The sequence below is a fragment of the Polaromonas sp. genome (genome assembly GCF_010365105.1).
In the GTDB taxonomy this organism is placed as follows: domain Bacteria; phylum Pseudomonadota; class Gammaproteobacteria; order Burkholderiales; family Burkholderiaceae_C; genus Polaromonas.
The window spans coordinates 88,495-108,955 of record NZ_JAAFGZ010000009.1; the positions used below are offsets into that span (position 1 = coordinate 88,495).

The window sequence follows — 20,461 nt, forward strand, 5'->3', positions numbered from 1 at the left end:
TCAAACCCTTTCCAGGATCACGGCAATCCCCTGCCCCACGCCGATGCACATGGTGCACAGCGCATAGCGCCCGCCCGTGGCATGCAGGCGATTGACGGCGGTGGTGGCCAGGCGCGCACCGCTGGCGCCCAAAGGATGGCCCAGCGCAATCGCGCCGCCCCAGGCGTTGACGCGGGAATCGTCGTCTTGCAGGCCCAAGGCGCGCAGCACGGCCAGACCCTGCGCGGCAAAGGCCTCGTTGAGCTCGATCACGTCGATCTGGTCAAGGGTCAATCCGGTCAGCGCCAGCACCTTCAGCGTCGCAGGCGTCGGGCCAAAGCCCATGATGCGCGGCGCCACGCCGGCTGTCGCCATGCCGACCACGCGGGCACGCGGCAGCAGGCCGTTTTTGCCGGCGGTGGCTTCATCGGCCAGCAGCAAGGCGCAGGCGCCATCGTTCACGCCCGAGGCATTGCCGGCGGTCACGCTGCCGTCGGGACGGACCACGCCCTTGAGTTTGGCTAGCGCTTCAAGGCTGGTTTCGCGCGGATGTTCGTCCTGGCTGACGATGACCGGGTCGCCCTTGCGCTGCGCCACGCTCACCGGAACGATTTCGCGTGCCAGGTGGCCAGCCTTTTGCGCGGCCACGGCCCGGAGCTGGCTGTTCATGGCCATGCGGTCCTGGGCTTCGCGTTCGATGCCGAACTCGGTGGCCACGTTCTCGGCGGTTTCGGGCATGGAATCGACGCCGTATTGCGCCTTCATCAGCTTGTTGACGAAACGCCAGCCGATGGTCGTGTCGTACACGGTGTTGGCGCGGGAAAAAGCGCTTTCGGCCTTGGGCATGACGAACGGCGCGCGGCTCATGCTTTCGACGCCGCCGGCAATCATCAGCCCAGCCTCGCCGGCCTTGATGGCGCGTGCGGCCGTGCCCACGGCGTCCAGCCCCGAGCCGCACAGGCGGTTGAGGGTCGCGCCCGGCACTTCAATCGGCAAGCCGGCCAGCAGGCTGGACATATGGGCGACGTTGCGGTTGTCTTCGCCGGCCTGGTTGGCGCAGCCGTAGATCACGTCGGTCACGGCCTGCCAGTCCACGTTCGGGTTGCGCGCCATCAGCGCCCGGATCGGAATCGCGCCCAGGTCGTCGGTGCGGATGCTGCTCAGGGCACCGCCGTAACGGCCGAAAGGGGTACGGATGGCGTCGCAGATAAAAGCTTGTTTCATGGTCATCTGGCTTGTCTCTTTCTTTGGATGTCAGGTTGTCAGGTTGTCAGGTTGTCAGGTTGTCAATTCGATGAAAAATTTTCCAGTTCAGGCCGCAATCGGCAGACCGACCAGCTTTTCAAGCTCGGCATGCGCCAGCCCATCGACCCTGTCGATCAGCCTCAATCCCTGCGGCGTGCATTGCAGCGTGGCCAGTTCGGTGTAGATACGCTTGACACAGCCAATGCCGGTCAGCGGATAGCTGCACTGCGCCACCACCTTGCTCTCGCCTTGTTTGGTCAGCAAATCCATCATGACCCAGGTTTGCCGGGCGCCGATGGCCAGGTCCATCGCGCCGCCCACGGCCGGAATCGCGCCCGGTTCGCCGGTGCTCCAGTTGGCCAGATCGCCGGTGCTGGATACCTGAAACGCGCCCAGCACGCAAATGTCGAGGTGGCCGCCGCGCATCATTGCAAAGCTGTCGGCATGGTGGAAATAAGCGCCGCCCGGCAGCAGCGTGACCGGCTGCTTGCCAGCGTTGATGAGGTCGTAGTCTTCATCGCCCGCAGCAGGCGCCGGTCCCATGCCGAGAATGCCGTTTTCGCTTTGCAGGATGACCTCGCGCCCGACCGGAATATGGTTGGCCACCAGTGTTGGCATGCCGATGCCGAGGTTGACATAGGCACCGTCATGGATGTCCTGAGCCACGCGCTTGGCCAATTCTTCTTTGCTTCTTTTTTGATAGCTACTCATGCTTTCTCCTTATGCGCAAGAGGCCAATTTGGCATTTTTTTTGATGCCGCCGGCCTGTGTGGCGACGCGCGCGATGCGCACCACCTGGCGGACATGAATGCCCGGCGTCACGATGGACTCAGGATCAAGCACGCCCAACTCGACGATCTCATGCACGGTTGCGACCGTGTGCCGGGACGCCATGGCCATGACCGGCCCGAAATTGCGCGCCGACATGCGGTAGGTCAGGTTGCCCCAGCGGTCACCCTGCTCAGCCTTGATCAAGGCCACGTCGCCATAAATCGGGTATTCGAGCACGTAGTGCTTGCCGTTGATCTCGCGTGTTTCCTTGCCTTTGGCCAGTTCGGTGCCGTAGGCGGTCGGGCAGAAAAATGCGCCAATGCCGGCCCCCGCTGCACGGATGCGCTCGGCCAGATTGCCTTGCGGCACCAGTTCGAGCTCGATGCTGCCGCTGCGGTACAGGCCATCAAACACCTGGCTGTCGGCCTGGCGCGGAAAGCTGCAAATGATCTTGCGCACGCGCCCGGTCTTGAGCAGGGCAGCCAGTCCGGCCTCGCCATTGCCGGCGTTGTTGTTGACGACGGTCAGGTCCTTGGCGCCCTGCGCAATCAGGCCGTCAATCAGCTCGGTCGGGTTGCCGGCAGTGCCGAAGCCGCCAATCAATACCGTCGCGCCGTCTTTGACATCGGCCAGGGCATCGGCCACCGACAGGGCAATCTTGTTGATCATTGAGGGGTCTCCAGGATTCAGGAATAGCTGGCGAAGTCATGGCAAGCCCATGAAGCGACAAACCAGACACTGATTTTTTGTTCGCAATAAGAACAAGTGTTCGTATAATGAATTCTAGGAGATTTAAACCGCCATGGCAACCACCACGACCCCAACCCTTGCGAGCACGGATGTCACGTCTGCGACAAAGCGCACGTCACCCGCGCCCGGCGACAGCTATGTGCAGTCTTTTGCGCGTGGCCTGGAGGTGATTCGTTCCTTCAGTGCGCAATCGCCCCGGCAAACGCTGTCCGAAGTCGCCGGGCGCACCGGCCTGACACGCGCTGGCGCACGGCGAATCTTGCTGACGCTGCAAACACTGGGTTATGTGGAAAGCGACGGCAAGCTGTTTCGCCTGACGGCGCGCATGCTGGACCTGGGTTTTGCCTACCTGTCGTCACTGCCGATCTGGAACCTGGCCGAACCCATCATGGAAACGCTGGTCGGCCGGGTCAAGGAATCGTGCTCGGCTGCGGTGCTCGACGGCACCGACATTGTGTATGTCATGCGCGTATCGACCCACAAGATCATGAGCATCGGCCTGGGCGTTGGTTCGCGTCTGCCAGCCTATTGCACCTCGATGGGCCGGATGCTGCTGTCGGCCTTGCCGCCCGATCAGATGATGCAGGTGCTGCAGGCGTCAGAACGCAACGCGCGCACCCGCTACACGGTGACCGACCTGGACGAGTTGACTGCCAAAATAGCGCTGGTGCGCAGGCAAGGCTGGTCGATGGTCAATCAGGAACTTGAAGAGGGACTGGTGTCGATGGCCGCAGCGATCACCGACCGGGCCGGCCAGACGGTGGCGGCGCTCAATATCAGCGGCCAGGCCAACCGGACCAGCGCCAAGGCCATGCAGGAAACGATGCTGCCTGCACTGCTGGAGGCAGCTCGGAGCATTTCAGAAAGGCTCAGCCTGCAGCGAAACTGAGAGACCCTGCAGGAGGCAGTGCTTTCGCCGGTTCAAACATGGAAACGTGAATCAGGATTTACGCGACCCCATCACCAGCACGATGGCGCCCAGGGCGATGGCGCCCAGGCTGAGCCACTGGGGAATGTTGACGGCTTTCTTTTCGGTGACCGTCAGTTCCATGGGGCCAATTTTGGCGGCTGTCGTGTCCTGGGTGAAACTGAATCCGCCGGTAAAAAATCCGGCCAGGCCACCCACGATCAAAATAATGCCTGCAATGCGCGCTGCGTTCATCGAAATTTCCTTGCCGGGCTTGTAGGTCTTGGGGCGGCCCCGCCCCGGAACTGCGCCACCCTGCAGGTAATGTAAGTCCTTTACCGCCGGATTCCATCAAAGCAAAGCGCCCTGCACCGCGCGGCAGAAAAATGATTCATCACGGCGGCAACGGAAAATCGGTGCGTGCTACGCTCTTGCCATGTTTACCCCCTCCCAAGCCGATGTTCGCCGGTTTTTTTGCTCTGTTTATGCCAAGTCGCTTACCAGTCAACCGCTGGAAGCTATTGAAACCATAGCAAGCCAATGGATGGATGAACACCCTGAATACCACGCCGACTTCAAGGACACAGACGCTGCGCTTGAAAAAATGTATGACGTGGAAGGCGGCAAGACCAATCCTTTTTTGCATTTGTCGATGCACCTCTCGATCAGCGAACAGTGTTCCATCGACCAGCCGCGCGGCATTCGCCAGGCGGTCGAGCTGCTGACCGCCCGGCGCGATTCCCTGCATGCAGCGCACCATGAGACCATGGAATGCCTGGGCCGCATGGTCTGGGAAAGCCAGCGTTCCGGCCAGCAGCCCGATGGCGCAGCCTATATCGAGTGTGTGCAGCGTCACGCCACGCGGGATTGATCGCTGTCAGGCCACCGCCGGTCCGCCATGCACGCGCAAAAAAACCGCTTGTTCAGCGGCTTTTCAACTGGCTGGAGGGTTCGCCGAATCAGCGAAAGCGGCTCTCGGGAACCACCTTCAGGTCACCCTGAACAGATGACAGGTAGCCTGCCATGGCCTTGAGTTCAGCATTGGTGTACTGCTTGGCCATACCGCCCATGATCGGATGGGCGCGGCCTACCTTGGCATTGGGATTGGTACCGTTGTCCACCTTGTAGGCCTTCAGCGCCACGAACAGGTAGTCGGCATGCTGGCCGGCAATCTTGGGGTAGGAAGGGTCGATCGGCTTGCTGAAATTGGCACCGTGACAGGATGCGCAATTGGCCTTGTTCAGCAGCGCCTGAACTTCGGTGGAAGGCTCTTTGGCCGGCTTGTCGGGCAACTGTGCACCGGCGACCACGCCATGCGCGCTGTAATAGGCCGAAAGGTCGGCAATGTCCTGGTCCGTCAGGGTGGCGGCAATGCTGCGCATGGTCGGATGCTTGCGGTCGCCTTTTTTGTACTCATGCAGCGCAGAAGAGAGATAGCCGGCGCTCTGGCCCGAGATCATGGGCACTTTGTAAACTTCAGGAAAGGAGGACTGATAGCCCTTGATGCCGTGGCAGCCAATGCACATTGCATTCTTGGTCTGGCCGGCATTTGCATCGCCCTTGATGTCCTGGGCAAAGCTTGCGACCGTCACTGAAGAGAGGGCCAGGGCAACTATCGAGGTGAACAGCTTATTCATTTTGCGCGCACAATCCGGTGAAAAGTCATCGTTTAAACAACGCTGGATTATATCTGGGCCTGCCCAAATCCGGACCGTTGCCGATAATCTCGTCAAACACCCCATCCATGTCAATACGTCCATCCCAAAACTCATGAAATTTCAAGGCTCAAAAAACTACGTTGCCACGCCGGACCTGATGCTCGCGGTGAATGCCGCATCGACGTTGAAGCGGCCGCTGCTGGTCAAGGGCGAGCCGGGCACGGGCAAAACCATGCTGGCCGAGGAAGTGGCCGAAGCCCTGAGCCTTCCGCTGCTTCAGTGGCACATCAAGTCCACCACCAAGGCACAGCAGGGACTGTATGAATACGATGCCGTTTCGCGCCTGCGCGATTCGCAGCTTGGCGATGAAAAGGTCAAGGACATCCACAATTACATCGTCAAGGGTGTGCTGTGGCAGGCTTTCACAGCAGACGAGCCGGTGGCCCTGCTGATTGATGAAATTGACAAGGCAGACATCGAGTTTCCCAACGACCTGCTGCGCGAAATCGACCGCATGGAGTTTTACGTCTACGAGACGCGCGAGCTGATCAAGGCCAAACACCGGCCGCTGGTGTTCATCACTTCGAACAACGAAAAGGAATTGCCGGACGCTTTCCTGCGCCGCTGCTTTTTCCACTACATCAAGTTCCCCGATGCCGACACCATGAAGCGCATCGTGGACGTGCATTTCCCGACGCTCAAGCAAGAACTGCTGGCTGCCGCGATGAAAACGTTTTACGACGTACGCAACTTGCCCGGCCTGAAAAAGAAACCGTCCACCAGCGAGCTGCTCGACTGGCTCAAGCTGCTGGTGGCCGAAGACATTCCGCTTGAAGCACTGCAAAGCAGTGACCAGAAGGTCGCGGTGCCGCCGCTAATCGGCGCGCTGCTCAAGAACGAACAGGACGTGACATTGTTCGAAAAGCTGGTGTTCATGCAGCGCAACAACCGTTGACCTGGAAAGCACCTGAATGAACCACCGACCGTTGTGGATAGAAGGCGTGTCCGACGCCATTGGTTTTCTGGGCGGCGCGCTGCTTGGGTTTTGGGCCGGGCATCTGCTGGGTCTGGACATTTTTGCACCTGGCTACGGCAACCGTACCCTTGGCGCCATCTTGCTGGTCGGGCTGGGCGGTGGCCTGGGTCTTCAACTGGCGCGGCGCTGGCGTTGTACGCTGGCACAAAAACGCAATGAAAACCGCTGAACCCGCCGGACCTGGCGTCCCTGCCCTGTTCATGGCAAAGCAGCCTTGTTCAACAATCTGCTAGTTGTCCGGCGAAACAATCGTCAAGCGAAAGGACGCAAACTGCATGCGATTCATTGAACCCATCACACTGACAGGACGCCAGTGGGCGATCCTCGAGCCGCTGGAAAGCAGGCATGAGTCCGAACTGCTCGATGCAGCCAGGGACGGCGAACTCTGGAAGCTCTGGTACACCGCCATTGCCAGCCCGGACGCCGTGATCAGCTACATGCACGACGCCTTGAGAATGCGCGATGATTCCGGCGCCATGCCGTTCATCGTGCGCCGAAAATCGGACGGAAAAATTGTCGGCTCCACCCGTTTCTTCAACGTCGATCCGAAGAACCGCCGGCTGGAAATTGGCCACACCTGGTACAGCAAAAGCGTTCAGCGAACCGGGCTGAACACCGAGGCCAAGCTGCTTTTGCTGAAGCACGCTTTTGAAAAGCTGAACTGCATCGCGGTGGAATTTCGCACCCACTGGTTCAATTTCGACAGCCGCGCGGCCATTGCCCGCCTTGGTGCCAAACAGGATGGCGTGCTTCGCAACCACCAGGTCTCGCCCAACGGCACGCTGCGCGACACCGTGGTGTTCAGCATCATTGCCAGCGAGTGGCCCACCGTCAAGGCGCACCTGTTGCATCAACTTGGCAAACCACGCGACTGCTTGTTGAATACCCCATGCTGATCGATTTTTTCTATACCTTGCGCTCGGCCAAGTTGCCGGTGTCCGTCAAGGAATTCCTGATGCTGCTCGAAGCGCTGCAGGCCGGCGTGGTTGGACCCAACAGCGGCCAGGCCGACGGACCCGATGGCGAGATCAGTGAGGGCGCCTACAAGATCGATGATTTTTATTACCTGAGCCGCACGGTGCTGGTGAAGGACGAAAAGCACTACGACAAGTTTGACCGCGCCTTTGCCAGCTACTTCGAGGGCGTGGAGATGATTGCCGATTTCACCCAGGACATTCCGCTCGAATGGCTGCGCAAAAACCTGGAGCTGGAGCTCAGCCCCGAGGACAAGGCGAAGATTGAAAAAATGGGCTGGGACGAGCTCATGGAAACGCTGAAAAAGCGTTTTGAAGAGCAAAAGGAACGCCACGAAGGCGGCAGCAAGTGGATTGGCACCGGCGGCACCTCGCCCTTTGGCGCCAACGGCTTCAACCCCCAGGGCATCCGCATCGGCCAGGAAAAAAGCCGCAACCGCAGCGCCGTCAAGGTCTGGGACCAGCGCGCCTACAAGGACTACGACGACACGCAGGAACTCGGCACGCGCAACATCAAGGTGGCGCTGCGCCGCCTGCGCAAGTTCGCCCGCCAGGGCAACCAGGAAGAACTGGACCTGGACGACACCATCCGCTCCACCGCCGCCAACGCCGGCTGGCTCGACATCAAGATGGTGCCCGAGCGCCACAACAACGTGAAGGTGCTGCTGCTGATGGACGTGGGCGGCACCATGGACGACCACATCCACCGGGTGGAGGAAATGTTCTCCGCCGTCAAGGCCGAGTTCAAGCACCTGGAGTTCTATTACTTCCACAACTGCGTCTATGACTTCATGTGGAAAAACAACCGGCGCCGCTTTGCCGAGAAGTTTCCGACCTGGGACATCATCCGCAAGTACAACAAGGACTACAAACTGATCTTCGTCGGCGACGCCACGATGAGCCCCTACGAAATTTTGCAGGCGGGCGGCAGCGTGGAATACAACAACGAGGAAGCTGGCGCCGAATGGCTGCAGCGGCTGACCAGCGCCTTTCCGAAGTTTGCCTGGATCAACCCGGAACCGCAGGGCATCTGGCAATACCGCCAGAGCATCAGCGTGATCCAGCAGCTGATGGGTCAGCGCATGTATCCCCTGACCCTGAAAGGGCTTGAGGAAGCCATTCGACTGCTTTCGAAATAATGTCGAAGTAAACTCGCGCCCGTGATTTACCCCAGTACCCACTGCCCGCGGACAGCCGTTGGTACGATGCCAATTCCTGCCCGTGCTGCGTTCTCCTTTTTTGCCCTGACGGCCCTGTTCCTTGTGTCTGTTGCCAGGGCACAAACTGCTCCGCCCGTCGCACCGCCAGCCAGCCCGTCGATGTCGTCTGCCTCCACGCCGCCTTCCGGCGTCCAGCAAACTGCGCCTGCGCCTGAACCCCCGCCCGAAAAAGTCGAACCCGAGGCCACGCCGCAAGGCTCGGTCGGCCCGACCAGCGCCGAGACCGAAGTGACGGCTTTTGACATCGCGGTTCGCGCCCCTTCAGAAGTTCGCGAGATGCTTGAAAAGCACCTGGAACTGCAGCGCTACCGCGCCGTCACCGACCTGGACGACGCCGAGCTCGCGCGCCTGATCGTGCTGGCCGAACGCAATGTCCGCAATCTGGTGGGCACGCTGGGCTATTTCAGCCCCGACATCCGCATCACGCGCGAAGGCGGCGTCAACGAACGACCCGTCATCGTGGTCGCGGTCGAGCCGGGGCAAGCCACGACCATTGGCCCGGTGGCCATGACCTTTGCCGGCGATATTGCCGATTCGCCTGACAGCGACGCCATCGCGCAACGCACTGAAATCGAACGCGACTGGCGCTTGCCGACCGGTCTGCGTTTCACCCAGGATGGCTGGAGTGGCGCCAAGACCCAGGCTTTGCGTCAGCTGGTCGCCCGCCGCTATCCGGCAGGCAGGCTGGCGGGCAGCCTGGCCGACGTGGATGCCCCGGCCCGCAGCGCCAGCCTGACAGTCAACCTGGATTCGGGCCCGCTGTACCGGCTTGGCCCGATGCAGGTCAGCGGCGTGGAACGCTATGACCCGGTGCTGGTGCCCCGTCTGGCGCGGTTGAACCAGGGCGAGGTGTATGACCAGAACCGGCTTGTCGAGGCCCAGTTGCGCCTGGCGTCCAGCGGCTACTTTGACTCGGCCTATGTGTTCATCAACCCCGAAGACGATCCCCAGGCTGTTCCGGTGCAGGTGCAGGTTCGTGAAGCCAAGCTGCAAAAAATCATTCTGGGCGTTGGTGTGACCACCGACAGCGGGCCGCGCGCCTCGGTGGAGCACACGCATCTGCGGGTACCCGGGATTGGCTGGCGCGCCGTGACCAAGCTCCAGCTGGAAAAGAAATCGCCGTTTGCCCAGACTGAATGGACGTCCATTCCGGACGAAGCAAACTGGCGCTGGGGCGTCCTGGCGCGTGCCGAGCGTATCAATGACGAGGAGTTGATCACCCAGGCGCAGCGCCTGCGATTTGGCCGCTCGCAAATTGGCGACCGGATTGACCGCAACATTTATCTGCAATACGACCGGGCCAACGTGCAGGGCGCTGGGCTTCTGGGCAATTCAGCGGCCGCTACCGGCGACGGCTCGGCACTGACGGCCAATTACGTCTGGACCGGCCGCTACTTTGACAGCCTGCCTTTTCCCAGCCGGGGCTATGCCCTGGGCGTTGAACTGGGCGCCGGCACCACCCTGGGTCAGGACCGCCAGCCGTTTACCCGCACGGTAGGCCGCTGGCTGGGCATCAAGCCCCTGGCAAACGGCCGGATTGCGATGCGGGCGGAAGCCGGTGCGGTACTGGCCAAAGACACGGCAAATATTCCAGCCACCCAACTGTTTCGCACCGGCGGCGACAACACGGTGCGGGGCTACGGCTACCGCGACATCGGCATTGCGCTGGCCAACGGCGTAATTGGCCCGGGCCGATACCTGACCGTCGGCAGCGTCGAGTGGCAGCGGCCCATCACGCTCAGGGGCCGGTCCAGCGAATTCGAACACACGGTGTTCGTTGACGCCGGCGCGGTGGCTGACAAGCCGCAAGATCTGCGGCCGTCCTTCGGTGTCGGAACCGGCGTGCGCTGGAGAAGCCCGATCGGCCCCCTGCAGATTGACCTGGCCTATGGCCTGAAGGTCAAGCAGGCGCGTCTGCATATCAGCGTCGGTTTCGTTTTCTGATGCAAGCATCAAACACGCCCCAAGACCAGTCCGCGGTTGCCGCCAAGCCAGCGAGGCGATGGCTGAAAACGGCTGCATGGACAGCTGCGGGTCTTGTCACGCTGGCCGTTGGCACAACGGGCGCGCTGTGGTGGTGGGCGGGCACTGAAGGCTCGCTGGCCAAGGCGCTGCGCTGGGTCGGCCAGTCCCAGCCGCTGACCTTTGAAAAGGCAACAGGCTCCTTGCGGGCTGGCGGGCATATTGACCAATTGCACTGGCAGCAGGACGGAATCACCGTCGATGCCCGCGATGTCAGCCTGGCCTGGCAGGCCTGGTCCCTGCTTCAGGGAACGCTCAAGCTCGACCGCCTTGCTGCTGCCAGCGTTGAGGTCACTGACATGCGCCCTCCAACCCTCACGCCGACGATACCGCCCAACGCGCTGGGCCTTCCCTTGCGGATTGCCCTGGACGAATTCTCGGTGGGCCAGTTCCAGCTTGCAGGCAAGACCGCATTCACCGCCTCCGCGATTACGGGGAGCTATCTCTACACCGGCCTGCAACACCAGCTTGACCTGAAAAGCGTGAACATCGCCAAGGGTCGCTACAGCGGACGCGCCGCACTGACGGCAACTGGCCCGTTGACGCTCGATGCAAGTCTGTCTGGCACGCTGGATGCGGCGATTCCCAACAGTCCGGCCTTGGTGCCGCTGACATTCCAGGCAACCGCCAAGGGACCCGTGACTGAACTGCTGGTCAAGGCCGAACTGCAAGTCATCCCACCGGCTGCCGGTGAAAAACAACCATTCAAACAGCCCCAGGCGAGCGCGACCGCTCGCGTCATGCCCTGGGCGGCGCAGCCCTTGCCGCAAGCCGATGCCACCTTCCGCGACCTCGACATCGCAGCCCTGTTTCCGGACCTGCCGCAAACGCTGCTGACGGGCAGCGCCAGCGTCAGGCCGCTTGAAACCAGCGCCCCTGGCGCGCCATCTTCCGCCCTGCAGGCCTGGGCCCTGCAGCTCAAACTCGTCAACGCGCTGCCCGGTCCCTGGGACCAGCAGCGCCTGCCCCTGGAGCAGCTCGACACCCAGGGCGAATGGCGCAATGGCGCGGCCATGGTGCGCAGCCTCAAGGCGCAACTTGCTGGCGGTGAACTGCTGGCCAGCGGCCAATGGACCCAGCCGCCGCCAGCAGGCGAAAGCGCAGCGACAATCCCGGCCACAACACCCGAACCGGCCTGGAAAGTCAATGCCACGCTCAAGCGCATCAACCCGGCACAGCTGCACACCCAGCTGGCGCCCCTGCCGCTGGACGGCAAGGCCGAAGCCAGCGGCCAGGGCGCCAACCTGCGCTTCGATGCCAGCGTGCAAACCGTGTCCGGTACGAACTCGGCTGGCAGCAGGCCAGCACCCAGAACCCATTCCGGCGAGAACAACTTTTTGCAACAGCTGCGCCTGCGTGATGCGAAAGCCACGGGCACCTGGAACGCACAACAAGCGGGCGGCACGCTGGCGCTGTCGGCGCTGCAGGTCCGCACCGACGATGCCGAACTGAAGGGCAAGATCGAAGTCCAGCCCAAGGAAAAAGCCGGCCAGGGCGCGCTGGACCTGACAGCGCCTGGCCTGAGCGCCCGGTTCAATGGCGCGTTGCGGCCCACCAGCGGAGACGGCGAATTGCAACTGCGGGCTGGTGATGCAGCGCAGGCCTTGCGCTGGCTGCAAAAACTTCCTGGCATGCCGGAGGCGGCATTGAACGCCTCGGCCAGCGGCAATGCCGGGCTTCAGGCCCGCTGGCAAGGCGGCTGGCAGAACCCGGCCGTGCAGGCGTCACTCGAAGTCCCGTCGCTGGACTGGATCGCGGCCACACCCAAGGCAGTGGCGCAGGCAAAAGTCACACCATCAACGCCCTTCGCGCCGGTTGCGACCGCCGCAACCAGCCCAAGCCTGCTGAAAATCCGTGAACTGCGGGCCACGCTGTCAGGCCGCCTGAGCCAGGCGCAACTGCAAGCGCAGGGCCGTGTTGAAATCGACCAGCGCCGCTATGCGCTGCAAATGGCAGGCGATGGCGGGCGCGTGCAAACGGCGGGCAACGCCAATGCCAGGCTGAACGAGGTGCCCTGGCAAGCCGTGGTCAGGCAACTGAGCCTGAGCGTTGAAGACCCCGGCCTGGGCGCCGGTGCCTGGCGGCTCGCCACGCGCGGTCCGCTGCCGCTCAGGTGGACACCCACGCGCAATGGCGGCGCCTTTGAAAGTGGCGCTGGCGAAGCGCTGTTGACCGCGCCAGCCACCAATGCGTCAAGCGCTGTGCCGTCCCAAGCCACACTTTCCTGGCAACCCGTACGCTGGCGATCCGGTGAGCTAGTGACCGCTGGAAAAATCACAGGTCTGCCAATTGCCTGGGTTGAATTGCTCGCCGGTCCGCAGATGAAGGGCGCTGGCTTGGGCGGCAGCCTGGTGTTCAACGGTCAATGGGATGCCGTGCTCGGCAGCACCCTGCAACTCAAGGCCAGCCTGGCGCGCAGCAGCGGCGACATCACAGTGCAGGCCGAAGGCGTGCAAGGCAATTCGGCGCGCGTGGCAGCCGGCATCAAGCAAGCCCGTATTTCGCTGGAAACCGCAGGCGACGCCTTGAGCCTTACGCTGGTCTGGGACAGCGAACGCGCTGGCACGGCCAGCGGCCAGTTCAGGACGCGGCTGGCTCGCGCTGCCGACGGGCAAGGCGCCATCGGCGGATGGCTCTGGCCGGAAGATGCGCCACTGAACGGCCAGTTCAAAGCACAACTGCCGCGCATCGGCGTCTGGTCCTTGCTGGCACCGCCCGGCTGGCGCCTGCGCGGCTCGCTCGGCGCTGCCATCGTCGTCAGCGGAACACGTGCGGAACCCCGCCTGTCAGGCGATCTGCAGGCCAATGACCTGGCATTGCGTTCGGTCGTCGATGGCATCGAGTTCGGCAATGGGCGCTTGCGCGCCCGACTCGACGGGACCCGCATGCGCATCGACGAATTCACCCTTCAGGGCGCAGGCGAAAAAGGCACCGGCGGCAGTCTGACCGCACAGGGTGAAGCGGGCTGGATCGACGGCAAGCCGCAGGTGCAACTTGCCGCCAAATTACAGCGGCTGCGCGCCAGCATCCGCACCGACCGTCAAGTGACGGTTTCGGGTGATGTCCAGGCCAGCCTCAAGGGCGACGCGGCCGAACTCACGGGCAAGCTGCTTATCGATCAGGCGCGCATCCTCCTACCCGAAGAAGGCACACCGCAATTGGGCGATGACGTGGTGGTGCGTACCGCCAGCGGTGCGGCGGCAGGGCAGAAGGCCCCCGAGAAAACCAGCGCCCAGACCGCCGACAAGGCACCCCGGCCGCTCAAGCTGGCGGTGGAGATCGACCTGGGACGCGATTTCCAGATTCAGGGCAAGGGAATTGACACGCGGATTCGAGGCACGCTGACGCTCAGCGGCGACTCGCTCACCGGTCCGCGACTGCTGGGCACGGTCAGGACCGCTGGCGGGCAATACCGTGCCTACGGCCAGCGGCTGGATGTCGAACAGGGCCTGATTCGCTTCACCGGAGCGATTGACAACCCGACGCTCGACATCCTGGCCATTCGTCCCAACCTGACGCAGCGCGTTGGCGTGCAAATCACCGGCACGGCCCTGCTGCCCAGCGTCCGGCTGTATGCGCAGCCCGAATTGCCGGATGCTGAAAAGCTGTCGTGGCTGGTTGTGGGCCGGGCCTCGGCTTCGGGCGGCGCTGAAGCCGCCCTGCTGCAACAGGCCGCGCTGGCGCTGCTCGGCAGTAAAAGCGGCGGCATGTCTGGCGGTCTGGCCGCGTCGTTGGGTCTGGACGAATTGTCATTCCGGGGAGCGTCGAGCAATGCGGACGGCACGGCTTCCGGCGGCGCCGTCACACTGGGCAAACGCTTTTCACGCAATTTTTACGCAGCGTACGAACGCAGCATTTCGGGCGCACTCGGAACGCTGTTTGTTTTCTACGATCTGTCGCAGCGTTTCACGATCCGCGCCCAGGCAGGCCAGCAAAGTGCGGTGGACCTGATTTTTACCATCCCCTACGACTGATGCGCAAGTAGGCGGCATTTCAACAAGGCCTGATCAGCGCATACAATTGCCGGTTATTTGCAAGTTGCCAAGACGTGCCGCCATAGTTCAACGGATAGAACGAGTGCCTCCTAAGCGCTAGATACAGGTTCGATTCCTGTTGGTGGCACCAGCCGATAGCCTCACAACGTCTCAAAACCCGCATCTTTACTGGCATGGCGGGTTTTTTGTTGTCTTATGCGGTTTCACGAGATACCCAAAATTTGGCACCGATTTGGCATATTGCGCGCCTTTTCGCTGGTTTTCGCCAGCGCTCTCTGTACCGCTTCAAGCCGGACCGTTGAGTTCATTGAAGAAATCTGGTCGGGGTGAGAGGATTCGAACCTCCGGTCTCTACGTCCCGAACGTAGCGCTTTACCAGACTAAGCTACACCCCGACTGCCGTTGATCCTCAAGAGCGCCTCACCAGCAATTGCGAAGCAAGTTGCGCCAAGGCATGACTGTAAGGGTTTTGAGGCAGGGTTTGCAAGGCATTCAGCGCACGCAGCGCTTCTGCGGCAGCGGCATCCCGGGTGGCCTGCAGGGCGCCGGTCTGCTGAACAATGGCAATAATTTCCGCCATCTGCCCGGTGCCGCCGGTTTCAATCGCCTGCCGGATGGTCAAGCGCTCGGCTTCGGTGCCTCGCTGCATGGCGATGATCAGCGGCAGCGTGACCTTGCCTTCGCGCAAGTCATCACCCAGGTTCTTGCCCATTTCCAGCGCGTCGCCGTCATAGTCAAGCACATCGTCAATCACCTGGAAGGCCGTACCCAACGCCTGTCCGTAAGCGGCGCAATGCTGCTCAACCGCGGCTGAAGACCCGGCCAGCAAGGCCGCCAGCCGGGCACTGGCTTCAAACAGCTTGGCGGTCTTGGAGCGGATGACGCGCAGATAGCCTTCTTCGGTCAGGCCGGCATCATGCATGTTCATGAGTTGCAGCACCTCACCCTCGGCAATCACATTGGTGGCCTCTGCCAGCGTCTGCATGATGCGCATCTCGCCGACTTCCACCATCATCTGGAAGGCGCGCGAATACAGGAAATCGCCCACCAGCACGCTTGCCGGGTTGCCAAACACTTCGTTGGCGGTCGAGCGGCCCCGGCGCAGCGTGGATTCATCGACGACATCGTCATGCAGCAAGGTGGCGGTGTGAATGAATTCCACCACGGCGGCCAGGTTCAGGCGCTGGGGGCCGCGATAGCCCAGGGCGCCCGACATCAGCAGCACCAGGGCGGGCCGCAAGCGCTTGCCACCGGCGGCAATGATGTATTGCGACACCTGGCCGACCAGGGGCACGTCGGATTCAAGGCGGAGGGCAATGATGGCATCCATGGCTTGCATGTCGTCGGCGATCAGTGCAAGTGCAGCAGCGGTACTGGAAGAATTGGCAGACAAAGGGAAATCCCGACGTTAAGTTTGGTCAGATTATAGAAAGCCAGACTTGCCTTACATGCCATCAATCCGAAGCAGGGCAGGTACAGCTGTACATTTTTTAAGCGCAATGCTAGAATCTTGGGCTCTGTGGAAATCCGTCCGCAGAACTCAATTTACGAGGGTTTACATGTACGCGGTCATAAAAACCGGTGGCAAACAATACAAAGTTGCTGCTGGAGAAAAAATTAAAGTAGAACAGATTGCTGCGGACGTAGGCCAAGAGATCGTTATTGACCAGGTATTGGCTGTCGGCGAAGGCAGTTCAATCAAGGTTGGTACGCCCTTGGTTTCCGGCGCAACTGTTACTGTCACGGTGCTGTCTCACGGCAGGCACGACAAGGTTCGCATTTTCAAAATGCGCCGTCGCAAGCACTATCAGAAACGCCAGGGTCACCGGCAGAACTTCACTGAACTGCAAATCGGCGCGATCGTCGGCTAATCAGTCCAGTACCAGGAGTAACGAAAAATGGCACAGAAAAAAGGCGGCGGCTCTACGCGAAACGGGCGTGATTCACAGCCCAAGATGCTTGGCGTCAAGAAATTTGGCGGCGAAGTCATCAACGCAGGCAGCATCATCGTGCGCCAGCGTGGTACCCAGTTCCACCCGGGCGTCAATGTCGGCATCGGCAAAGACCACACACTGTATGCACTGGTGGACGGTCAAGTCTCCTTTTGCGTCAAGGGTTCGATGAACAAGCGCACTGTCAATGTGACCTCGGCGTAAGCCGATCACTTCGATGGCATCGAAGCCCCGACCAGTCGGGGCTTTTTTGTTTGTCAACCGCCCCCAGATAACCTTTCCTACCTGCACATCACTCCATCATGAAATTTGTTGACGAAGCTTATATTGACATTGCCGCCGGCGATGGCGGGAGCGGCTGCGTCTCGTTCAGCCACGAAAAATACAAAGAGTTCGGCGGTCCCAACGGGGGTGATGGCGGGCGCGGCGGCCATGTGTACGCGGTGGCGGACATCAACCTGAACACGCTGGTCGACTTCCGGTTTTCACGCCGGCATGATGCGCGCAACGGCGGCCACGGCATGGGTTCGGACATGTTCGGCGCCAAGGGCGACGACATCATTTTGAAAATGCCGGTTGGCACCATCCTGACCGATGCTGAAACCGGCGAGGTTCTTTTCGAGTTGCTGGTACCCGGTGAGCAGATCCTGATCGCCAAGGGCGGCGACGGCGGTTTTGGCAACCTGCGCTTCAAAAGCTCGACGAATCGCGCGCCGCGCAGCAAGACGCCTGGCTGGCCCGGCGACCGCAAAAGCCTGAAGCTCGAACTCAAGGTGCTGGCCGACGTTGGCCTGCTGGGTATGCCGAATGCCGGAAAATCCACTTTTATCTCGGCAGTTTCCAATGCCCGACCGCGCATTGCCGACTACCCGTTCACCACCTTGCATCCGAATCTGGGCGTGGTACGGGTCGGACCCGAGCAAAGTTTTGTGGTCGCCGACTTGCCAGGTCTGATTGAAGGCGCCTCTGAAGGCGCGGGCTTGGGCCATTTGTTTTTGCGCCACCTGCAGCGCACCCGCCTGTTGCTGCATATCGTTGATATGGCACCGTTTGATGAAAACGTCGATCCGGTCGCTCAGGCCAAGGCTATCGTCGGCGAGCTCAAGAAATACGATGAAGCGCTGTATAAAAAGCCACGCTGGCTGGTCCTCAACAAGCTCGACATGGTCGATGCAGACAAGCGAGAAGCCCTCGTCAAGGATTTCGTCAAGCGCTTCAAGTTCAAAGGCCCGGTGTTTGAAATTTCGGCGCTGACCCGTGAAGGCTGCGAGCAGCTTGTCAAGACGATCTACCAGCATGTCAAGAAAGTCCAGAAAAGCGAGCAGCCCGAAGAAGAAATCGATCCACGCTTCATCGAACTGCCGCCCGAGCCCAAAAGCCCGGCGTCCTCCGACTGATTACTGTCCTTTTCCCCGCAGCCAAAGCTTTCTGGTTGCTCTGTAAACAATAGCTGGCTGCGCCCGCCCACCTTGCGCTAGAGCCTTAAAACACTGAAAAATGCACGTTCCTTCAGGTTCTCCTGTTCTGCGCAACGCCCGGCGCATTGTGGTCAAGGTCGGGTCCAGCCTGGTGACCAACGAAGGCCGCGGCCTGGATGCCGAGGCCATCGGCCAGTGGTCCGAGCAGCTGGCTGCCCTGGTCAAGGACGGACGCGAAGTCATCATGGTAAGCAGCGGCGCGATTGCCGAGGGCATGAAACGCCTGGGCTGGCGTACACGGCCCAAGGCCATCCACGAACTGCAGGCGGCGGCGGCCGTGGGCCAGATGGGCCTGGTGCAGATGTATGAAACCAAGCTCCGCGAAAACGGCATCGGCAGCGCACAGGTATTGCTGACGCATGCCGACCTGGCCGACCGCGAGCGCTACCTCAATGCCCGCTCCACCCTGCTGACGCTGCTGCAGCTTGGCGTAGTGCCGGTCATCAACGAGAACGATACGGTCGTCAATGACGAGATCAAGTTCGGCGACAACGACACGCTCGGTGCGCTGGTGGCCAACCTGGTCGAAGCTGATGCGCTCATCATCCTGACCGATCAGAAGGGCCTGTACACCGCCGATCCGCGCAAAAACCCGGCGGCGGAATTCATTCATGAAGCCAAGGCCGGCGATGCGGCACTGGAAGCCATGGCGGGCGGCGCCGGCTCCAGCATTGGCCGCGGCGGCATGATCACCAAAATCCTGGCGGCCAAGCGTGCGGCGGGTTCAGGTGCCTCGACCGTGATTGCCTGGGGCCGTGAACCCCAAGCCCTGATCCGGCTGACCCAAGGCGAGGCGATTGGCACGCTGCTGGTGGCCCAGACCCAGAAGATGCAGGCGCGCAAGCAATGGATGGCAGATCACCTGCAATTGCGTGGTTCCGTCACGGTGGACCCCGGTGCTGCCAGCATGGTGCGGATCGGCGGAAAAAGCCTGCTGCCCATCGGCATGACCGCGGTTCAGGGTGATTTTTCACGCGGCGACGTGATTGCCGTCAGGGATGCGGATGGAACCGAAATTGCACGGGGACTTGCCAACTACTCCAGTTCGGAAGCCCGGCTGATTTGCCGCAAGGTTTCGTCGGAATTCGAACGCTTGCTCGGCTACACCGGCGAATCCGAAATGGTCCACCGCACCAACCTGATCCTAAGCCGCTGAGCCTGGCGCCGGGCCGGCATCGCCAGCAAAATTCTGCCGGCTCCTGGCTTATGGCATCACCCTGTAATTCGGGTTTTTCAGCCGGCTCACCATCTCCTTGACCGACGTTGCTGGCGCTGCGTTGTCACAAGCGCCAGCCTTCGCCAGGCGCAAGGGGTGTTTCGAAGGCATATTGCCAAACATCGGGCGCCATTCCGGATTGCTGACCGAAGTCCACTTCCCGTCGCTCGAGTAACGGGCATAGGTTTTGAACTCACCAGTAGCACAGCGTATGCCTTCGTACATCACGTTGCGCACACCGCTGGCGCTGGTCGCCACCATCACATAACGCACCACGCCGTCACTCCGGGTGATGCTGATGGACGCAGGATCGACGCCGTAAACCAGCGATGAATTGGGGGACACCTCCAGAGCGACCAGCTTGCCCACATCGAAAGCGGGCGGTGGCGGTAAGTCCGATTCCTTCCAGTCGGGTTCATCGACATCGAACTGCGACCAGGCCGGGGTGGTCAAGCCAAGCAGCAGAAGACTGGCAATTATCGCGACTGACTTGAATTTCATGCTTTTTTCGTGGGTGCATCCAGACCGAAGCTGGTCTGCGGATCAGGCTCAAAAGTGGCGCCGGGCGGCAACTCGAAAGGAACTCCCGGCCGGCTGGCGCAAGAAGGAATCCCGCCCCCGGCGAGAAACGATGCCGACTCCGCCGGCTGGCCGGCCAGCAGGTCACGCTGGTGCAGTCCGCCGCGCAGATAGCGGTTGCGCTGCTCCGGACGCGCGTCGAAACGGAATTCGCAACGCGGCACAAACCTGGACAACTCTGTCAGTGCCATTTCATAAACACCGCGCTTGAACTCGACCACCACATCGAGCGGCACCCAATAGTCGTTCCAGCGCCACGCATCGAATTCGGGATGGTTGGTGGCGCGCAGGTTCAAATCCCAGTCGTGACCGACCAGTTGAAGGAGAAACCAGATTTGTTTCTGGCCTTTGTAATGTCCGCGCGCATCGCGCCGGATGAATCGGTCAGGCACCTCATAGCGCAACCAGTCTCGGGTACGGGCCAGCACCTGAACGTGCTGTGGGTGCAGTCCAACCTCTTCATGCAACTCGCGGAACATGGCTTGCTCGGGGTTTTCGCCCCGATCAATGCCGCCTTGCGGGAATTGCCATGAGTGGGTACGGATGCGTTTGCCCCAAAATACCTGACTTCTCTGGTTGAGCAAGATGATGCCGACGTTGGGCCGAAATCCGTCCCTGTCAAGCATAATCAAACCTCAAAATTTTTAAACTGAGTCCATTATGCACAGCGAAGGCGCAC

The 20,461-nt window shown here is 61.2% G+C and carries 20 protein-coding genes and 2 tRNA genes; 13 read left to right on the forward strand and 9 right to left on the reverse strand.

Annotated features, from left to right (window positions below; translation table 11 throughout):
- The 3 genes from pcaF to GZ092_RS08170 all read right to left on the reverse strand — a co-directional run bounded on the left by pcaF (nt 1) and on the right by GZ092_RS08170 (nt 2,664).
- Nucleotides 1–1,203: a 3-oxoadipyl-CoA thiolase gene (pcaF, locus tag GZ092_RS08160; protein ID WP_293635894.1), complete on the reverse strand. Its 1,203-nt coding sequence runs from the start codon at nt 1,201–1,203 to the stop codon at nt 1–3.
- 87 nt (nt 1,204–1,290) lie between these two features.
- Nucleotides 1,291–1,935, reverse strand: a complete 645-nt coding sequence (locus GZ092_RS08165; protein WP_293635895.1) for a 3-oxoacid CoA-transferase subunit B — start codon at nt 1,933–1,935, stop codon at nt 1,291–1,293.
- Between the two features lie 9 nt (nt 1,936–1,944).
- Nucleotides 1,945–2,664, reverse strand: a complete 720-nt coding sequence (locus GZ092_RS08170) for a 3-oxoacid CoA-transferase subunit A (protein ID WP_293635896.1) — start codon at nt 2,662–2,664, stop codon at nt 1,945–1,947.
- Between the two features lie 133 nt (nt 2,665–2,797).
- Between GZ092_RS08170 and GZ092_RS08175 the strand changes: the two genes are divergently transcribed.
- Nucleotides 2,798–3,634, forward strand: coding sequence for an IclR family transcriptional regulator C-terminal domain-containing protein (locus tag GZ092_RS08175; RefSeq protein ID WP_293635897.1), 837 nt, complete (start codon nt 2,798–2,800; stop codon nt 3,632–3,634).
- A 51-nt stretch (nt 3,635–3,685) separates the two neighbouring features.
- On the opposite strand, the gene GZ092_RS08180 is transcribed toward GZ092_RS08175, so the two are convergent.
- Nucleotides 3,686–3,907, reverse strand: a complete 222-nt coding sequence (locus GZ092_RS08180) for a hypothetical protein (protein ID WP_293635898.1) — start codon at nt 3,905–3,907, stop codon at nt 3,686–3,688.
- Nucleotides 3,908–4,088: 181 nt separating this feature from the next.
- On the opposite strand from GZ092_RS08180, the gene GZ092_RS08185 reads away from it, so the two are divergent.
- Entirely contained in the window at nt 4,089–4,523 is a 435-nt protein-coding gene (locus tag GZ092_RS08185) for a DUF1841 family protein (protein ID WP_293635899.1), read from the forward strand.
- An 88-nt stretch (nt 4,524–4,611) separates the two neighbouring features.
- Here the strand turns inward: GZ092_RS08185 and GZ092_RS08190 are convergent, their stop codons facing one another.
- Complete coding sequence (locus GZ092_RS08190; RefSeq protein ID WP_293635900.1) at nt 4,612–5,289, reverse strand: c-type cytochrome; 678 nt, start codon at nt 5,287–5,289, stop codon at nt 4,612–4,614.
- Between the two features lie 133 nt (nt 5,290–5,422).
- Between GZ092_RS08190 and GZ092_RS08195 the strand changes: the two genes are divergently transcribed.
- From GZ092_RS08195 to GZ092_RS08225, 7 genes are all read left to right on the forward strand, one after another.
- Entirely contained in the window at nt 5,423–6,265 is an 843-nt protein-coding gene (locus GZ092_RS08195) for a MoxR family ATPase (protein WP_293635901.1), read from the forward strand.
- A gap of 16 nt (nt 6,266–6,281) precedes the next feature.
- Complete coding sequence (locus GZ092_RS08200; protein WP_293635902.1) at nt 6,282–6,515, forward strand: hypothetical protein; 234 nt, start codon at nt 6,282–6,284, stop codon at nt 6,513–6,515.
- A 106-nt stretch (nt 6,516–6,621) separates the two neighbouring features.
- On the forward strand, nt 6,622–7,242 hold the full coding sequence (locus GZ092_RS08205; protein ID WP_293635903.1) for a GNAT family protein: 621 nt from the start codon (nt 6,622–6,624) through the stop codon (nt 7,240–7,242).
- Nucleotides 7,236–8,459 carry a VWA domain-containing protein gene (locus tag GZ092_RS08210; protein ID WP_293635904.1) on the forward strand — a complete coding sequence of 408 codons (1,224 nt, stop codon included), beginning with the start codon at nt 7,236–7,238 and terminating at the stop codon, nt 8,457–8,459. The genes GZ092_RS08205 and GZ092_RS08210 overlap by 7 nt, the downstream gene beginning before the upstream one ends.
- 180 nt (nt 8,460–8,639) lie before the next feature.
- Nucleotides 8,640–10,484 carry a BamA/TamA family outer membrane protein gene (locus GZ092_RS08215; protein ID WP_293635905.1) on the forward strand — a complete coding sequence of 615 codons (1,845 nt, stop codon included), beginning with the start codon at nt 8,640–8,642 and terminating at the stop codon, nt 10,482–10,484.
- Entirely contained in the window at nt 10,484–14,536 is a 4,053-nt protein-coding gene (locus GZ092_RS08220) for a translocation/assembly module TamB domain-containing protein (RefSeq protein ID WP_293635906.1), read from the forward strand. Before GZ092_RS08215 ends, GZ092_RS08220 begins: the two co-directional genes overlap by 1 nt.
- Nucleotides 14,537–14,612: 76 nt before the next feature.
- Nucleotides 14,613–14,687: transfer RNA gene (locus GZ092_RS08225), tRNA-Arg, on the forward strand.
- A 188-nt stretch (nt 14,688–14,875) separates the two neighbouring features.
- Here GZ092_RS08225 and GZ092_RS08230 read toward each other — a convergent pair.
- Both GZ092_RS08230 and GZ092_RS08235 read right to left on the reverse strand, forming a co-directional pair.
- Nucleotides 14,876–14,952 (reverse strand) — tRNA-Pro (locus GZ092_RS08230).
- 14 nt (nt 14,953–14,966) lie between these two features.
- Nucleotides 14,967–15,950, reverse strand: coding sequence for a polyprenyl synthetase family protein (locus GZ092_RS08235; protein ID WP_293635907.1), 984 nt, complete (start codon nt 15,948–15,950; stop codon nt 14,967–14,969).
- A gap of 166 nt (nt 15,951–16,116) precedes the next feature.
- Between GZ092_RS08235 and rplU the strand changes: the two genes are divergently transcribed.
- The 4 genes from rplU (at nt 16,117) to proB (ending at nt 19,143) form a co-directional block, all read left to right on the forward strand.
- Nucleotides 16,117–16,428 (forward strand): 50S ribosomal protein L21, encoded by a 312-nt coding sequence (rplU, locus tag GZ092_RS08240; RefSeq protein ID WP_011800165.1) that lies wholly within the window; start codon nt 16,117–16,119, stop codon nt 16,426–16,428.
- A gap of 27 nt (nt 16,429–16,455) precedes the next feature.
- Nucleotides 16,456–16,713 carry a 50S ribosomal protein L27 gene (gene rpmA / locus GZ092_RS08245; protein WP_036805995.1) on the forward strand — a complete coding sequence of 86 codons (258 nt, stop codon included), beginning with the start codon at nt 16,456–16,458 and terminating at the stop codon, nt 16,711–16,713.
- Between the two features lie 98 nt (nt 16,714–16,811).
- On the forward strand, nt 16,812–17,906 hold the full coding sequence (cgtA, locus tag GZ092_RS08250) for an Obg family GTPase CgtA (protein WP_293635908.1): 1,095 nt from the start codon (nt 16,812–16,814) through the stop codon (nt 17,904–17,906).
- A gap of 100 nt (nt 17,907–18,006) precedes the next feature.
- Entirely contained in the window at nt 18,007–19,143 is a 1,137-nt protein-coding gene (proB, locus tag GZ092_RS08255) for a glutamate 5-kinase (protein ID WP_293635909.1), read from the forward strand.
- A 48-nt stretch (nt 19,144–19,191) separates the two neighbouring features.
- Here proB and GZ092_RS08260 read toward each other — a convergent pair whose 3' ends face one another.
- Both GZ092_RS08260 and GZ092_RS08265 read right to left on the reverse strand, forming a co-directional pair.
- Entirely contained in the window at nt 19,192–19,704 is a 513-nt protein-coding gene (locus GZ092_RS08260; protein ID WP_293635910.1) for a CNP1-like family protein, read from the reverse strand.
- Nucleotides 19,701–20,408 carry an RNA pyrophosphohydrolase gene (locus tag GZ092_RS08265; RefSeq protein ID WP_293635911.1) on the reverse strand — a complete coding sequence of 236 codons (708 nt, stop codon included), beginning with the start codon at nt 20,406–20,408 and terminating at the stop codon, nt 19,701–19,703. The genes GZ092_RS08260 and GZ092_RS08265 overlap by 4 nt, the downstream gene beginning before the upstream one ends.
- Nucleotides 20,409–20,461 lie beyond the last annotated feature (53 nt).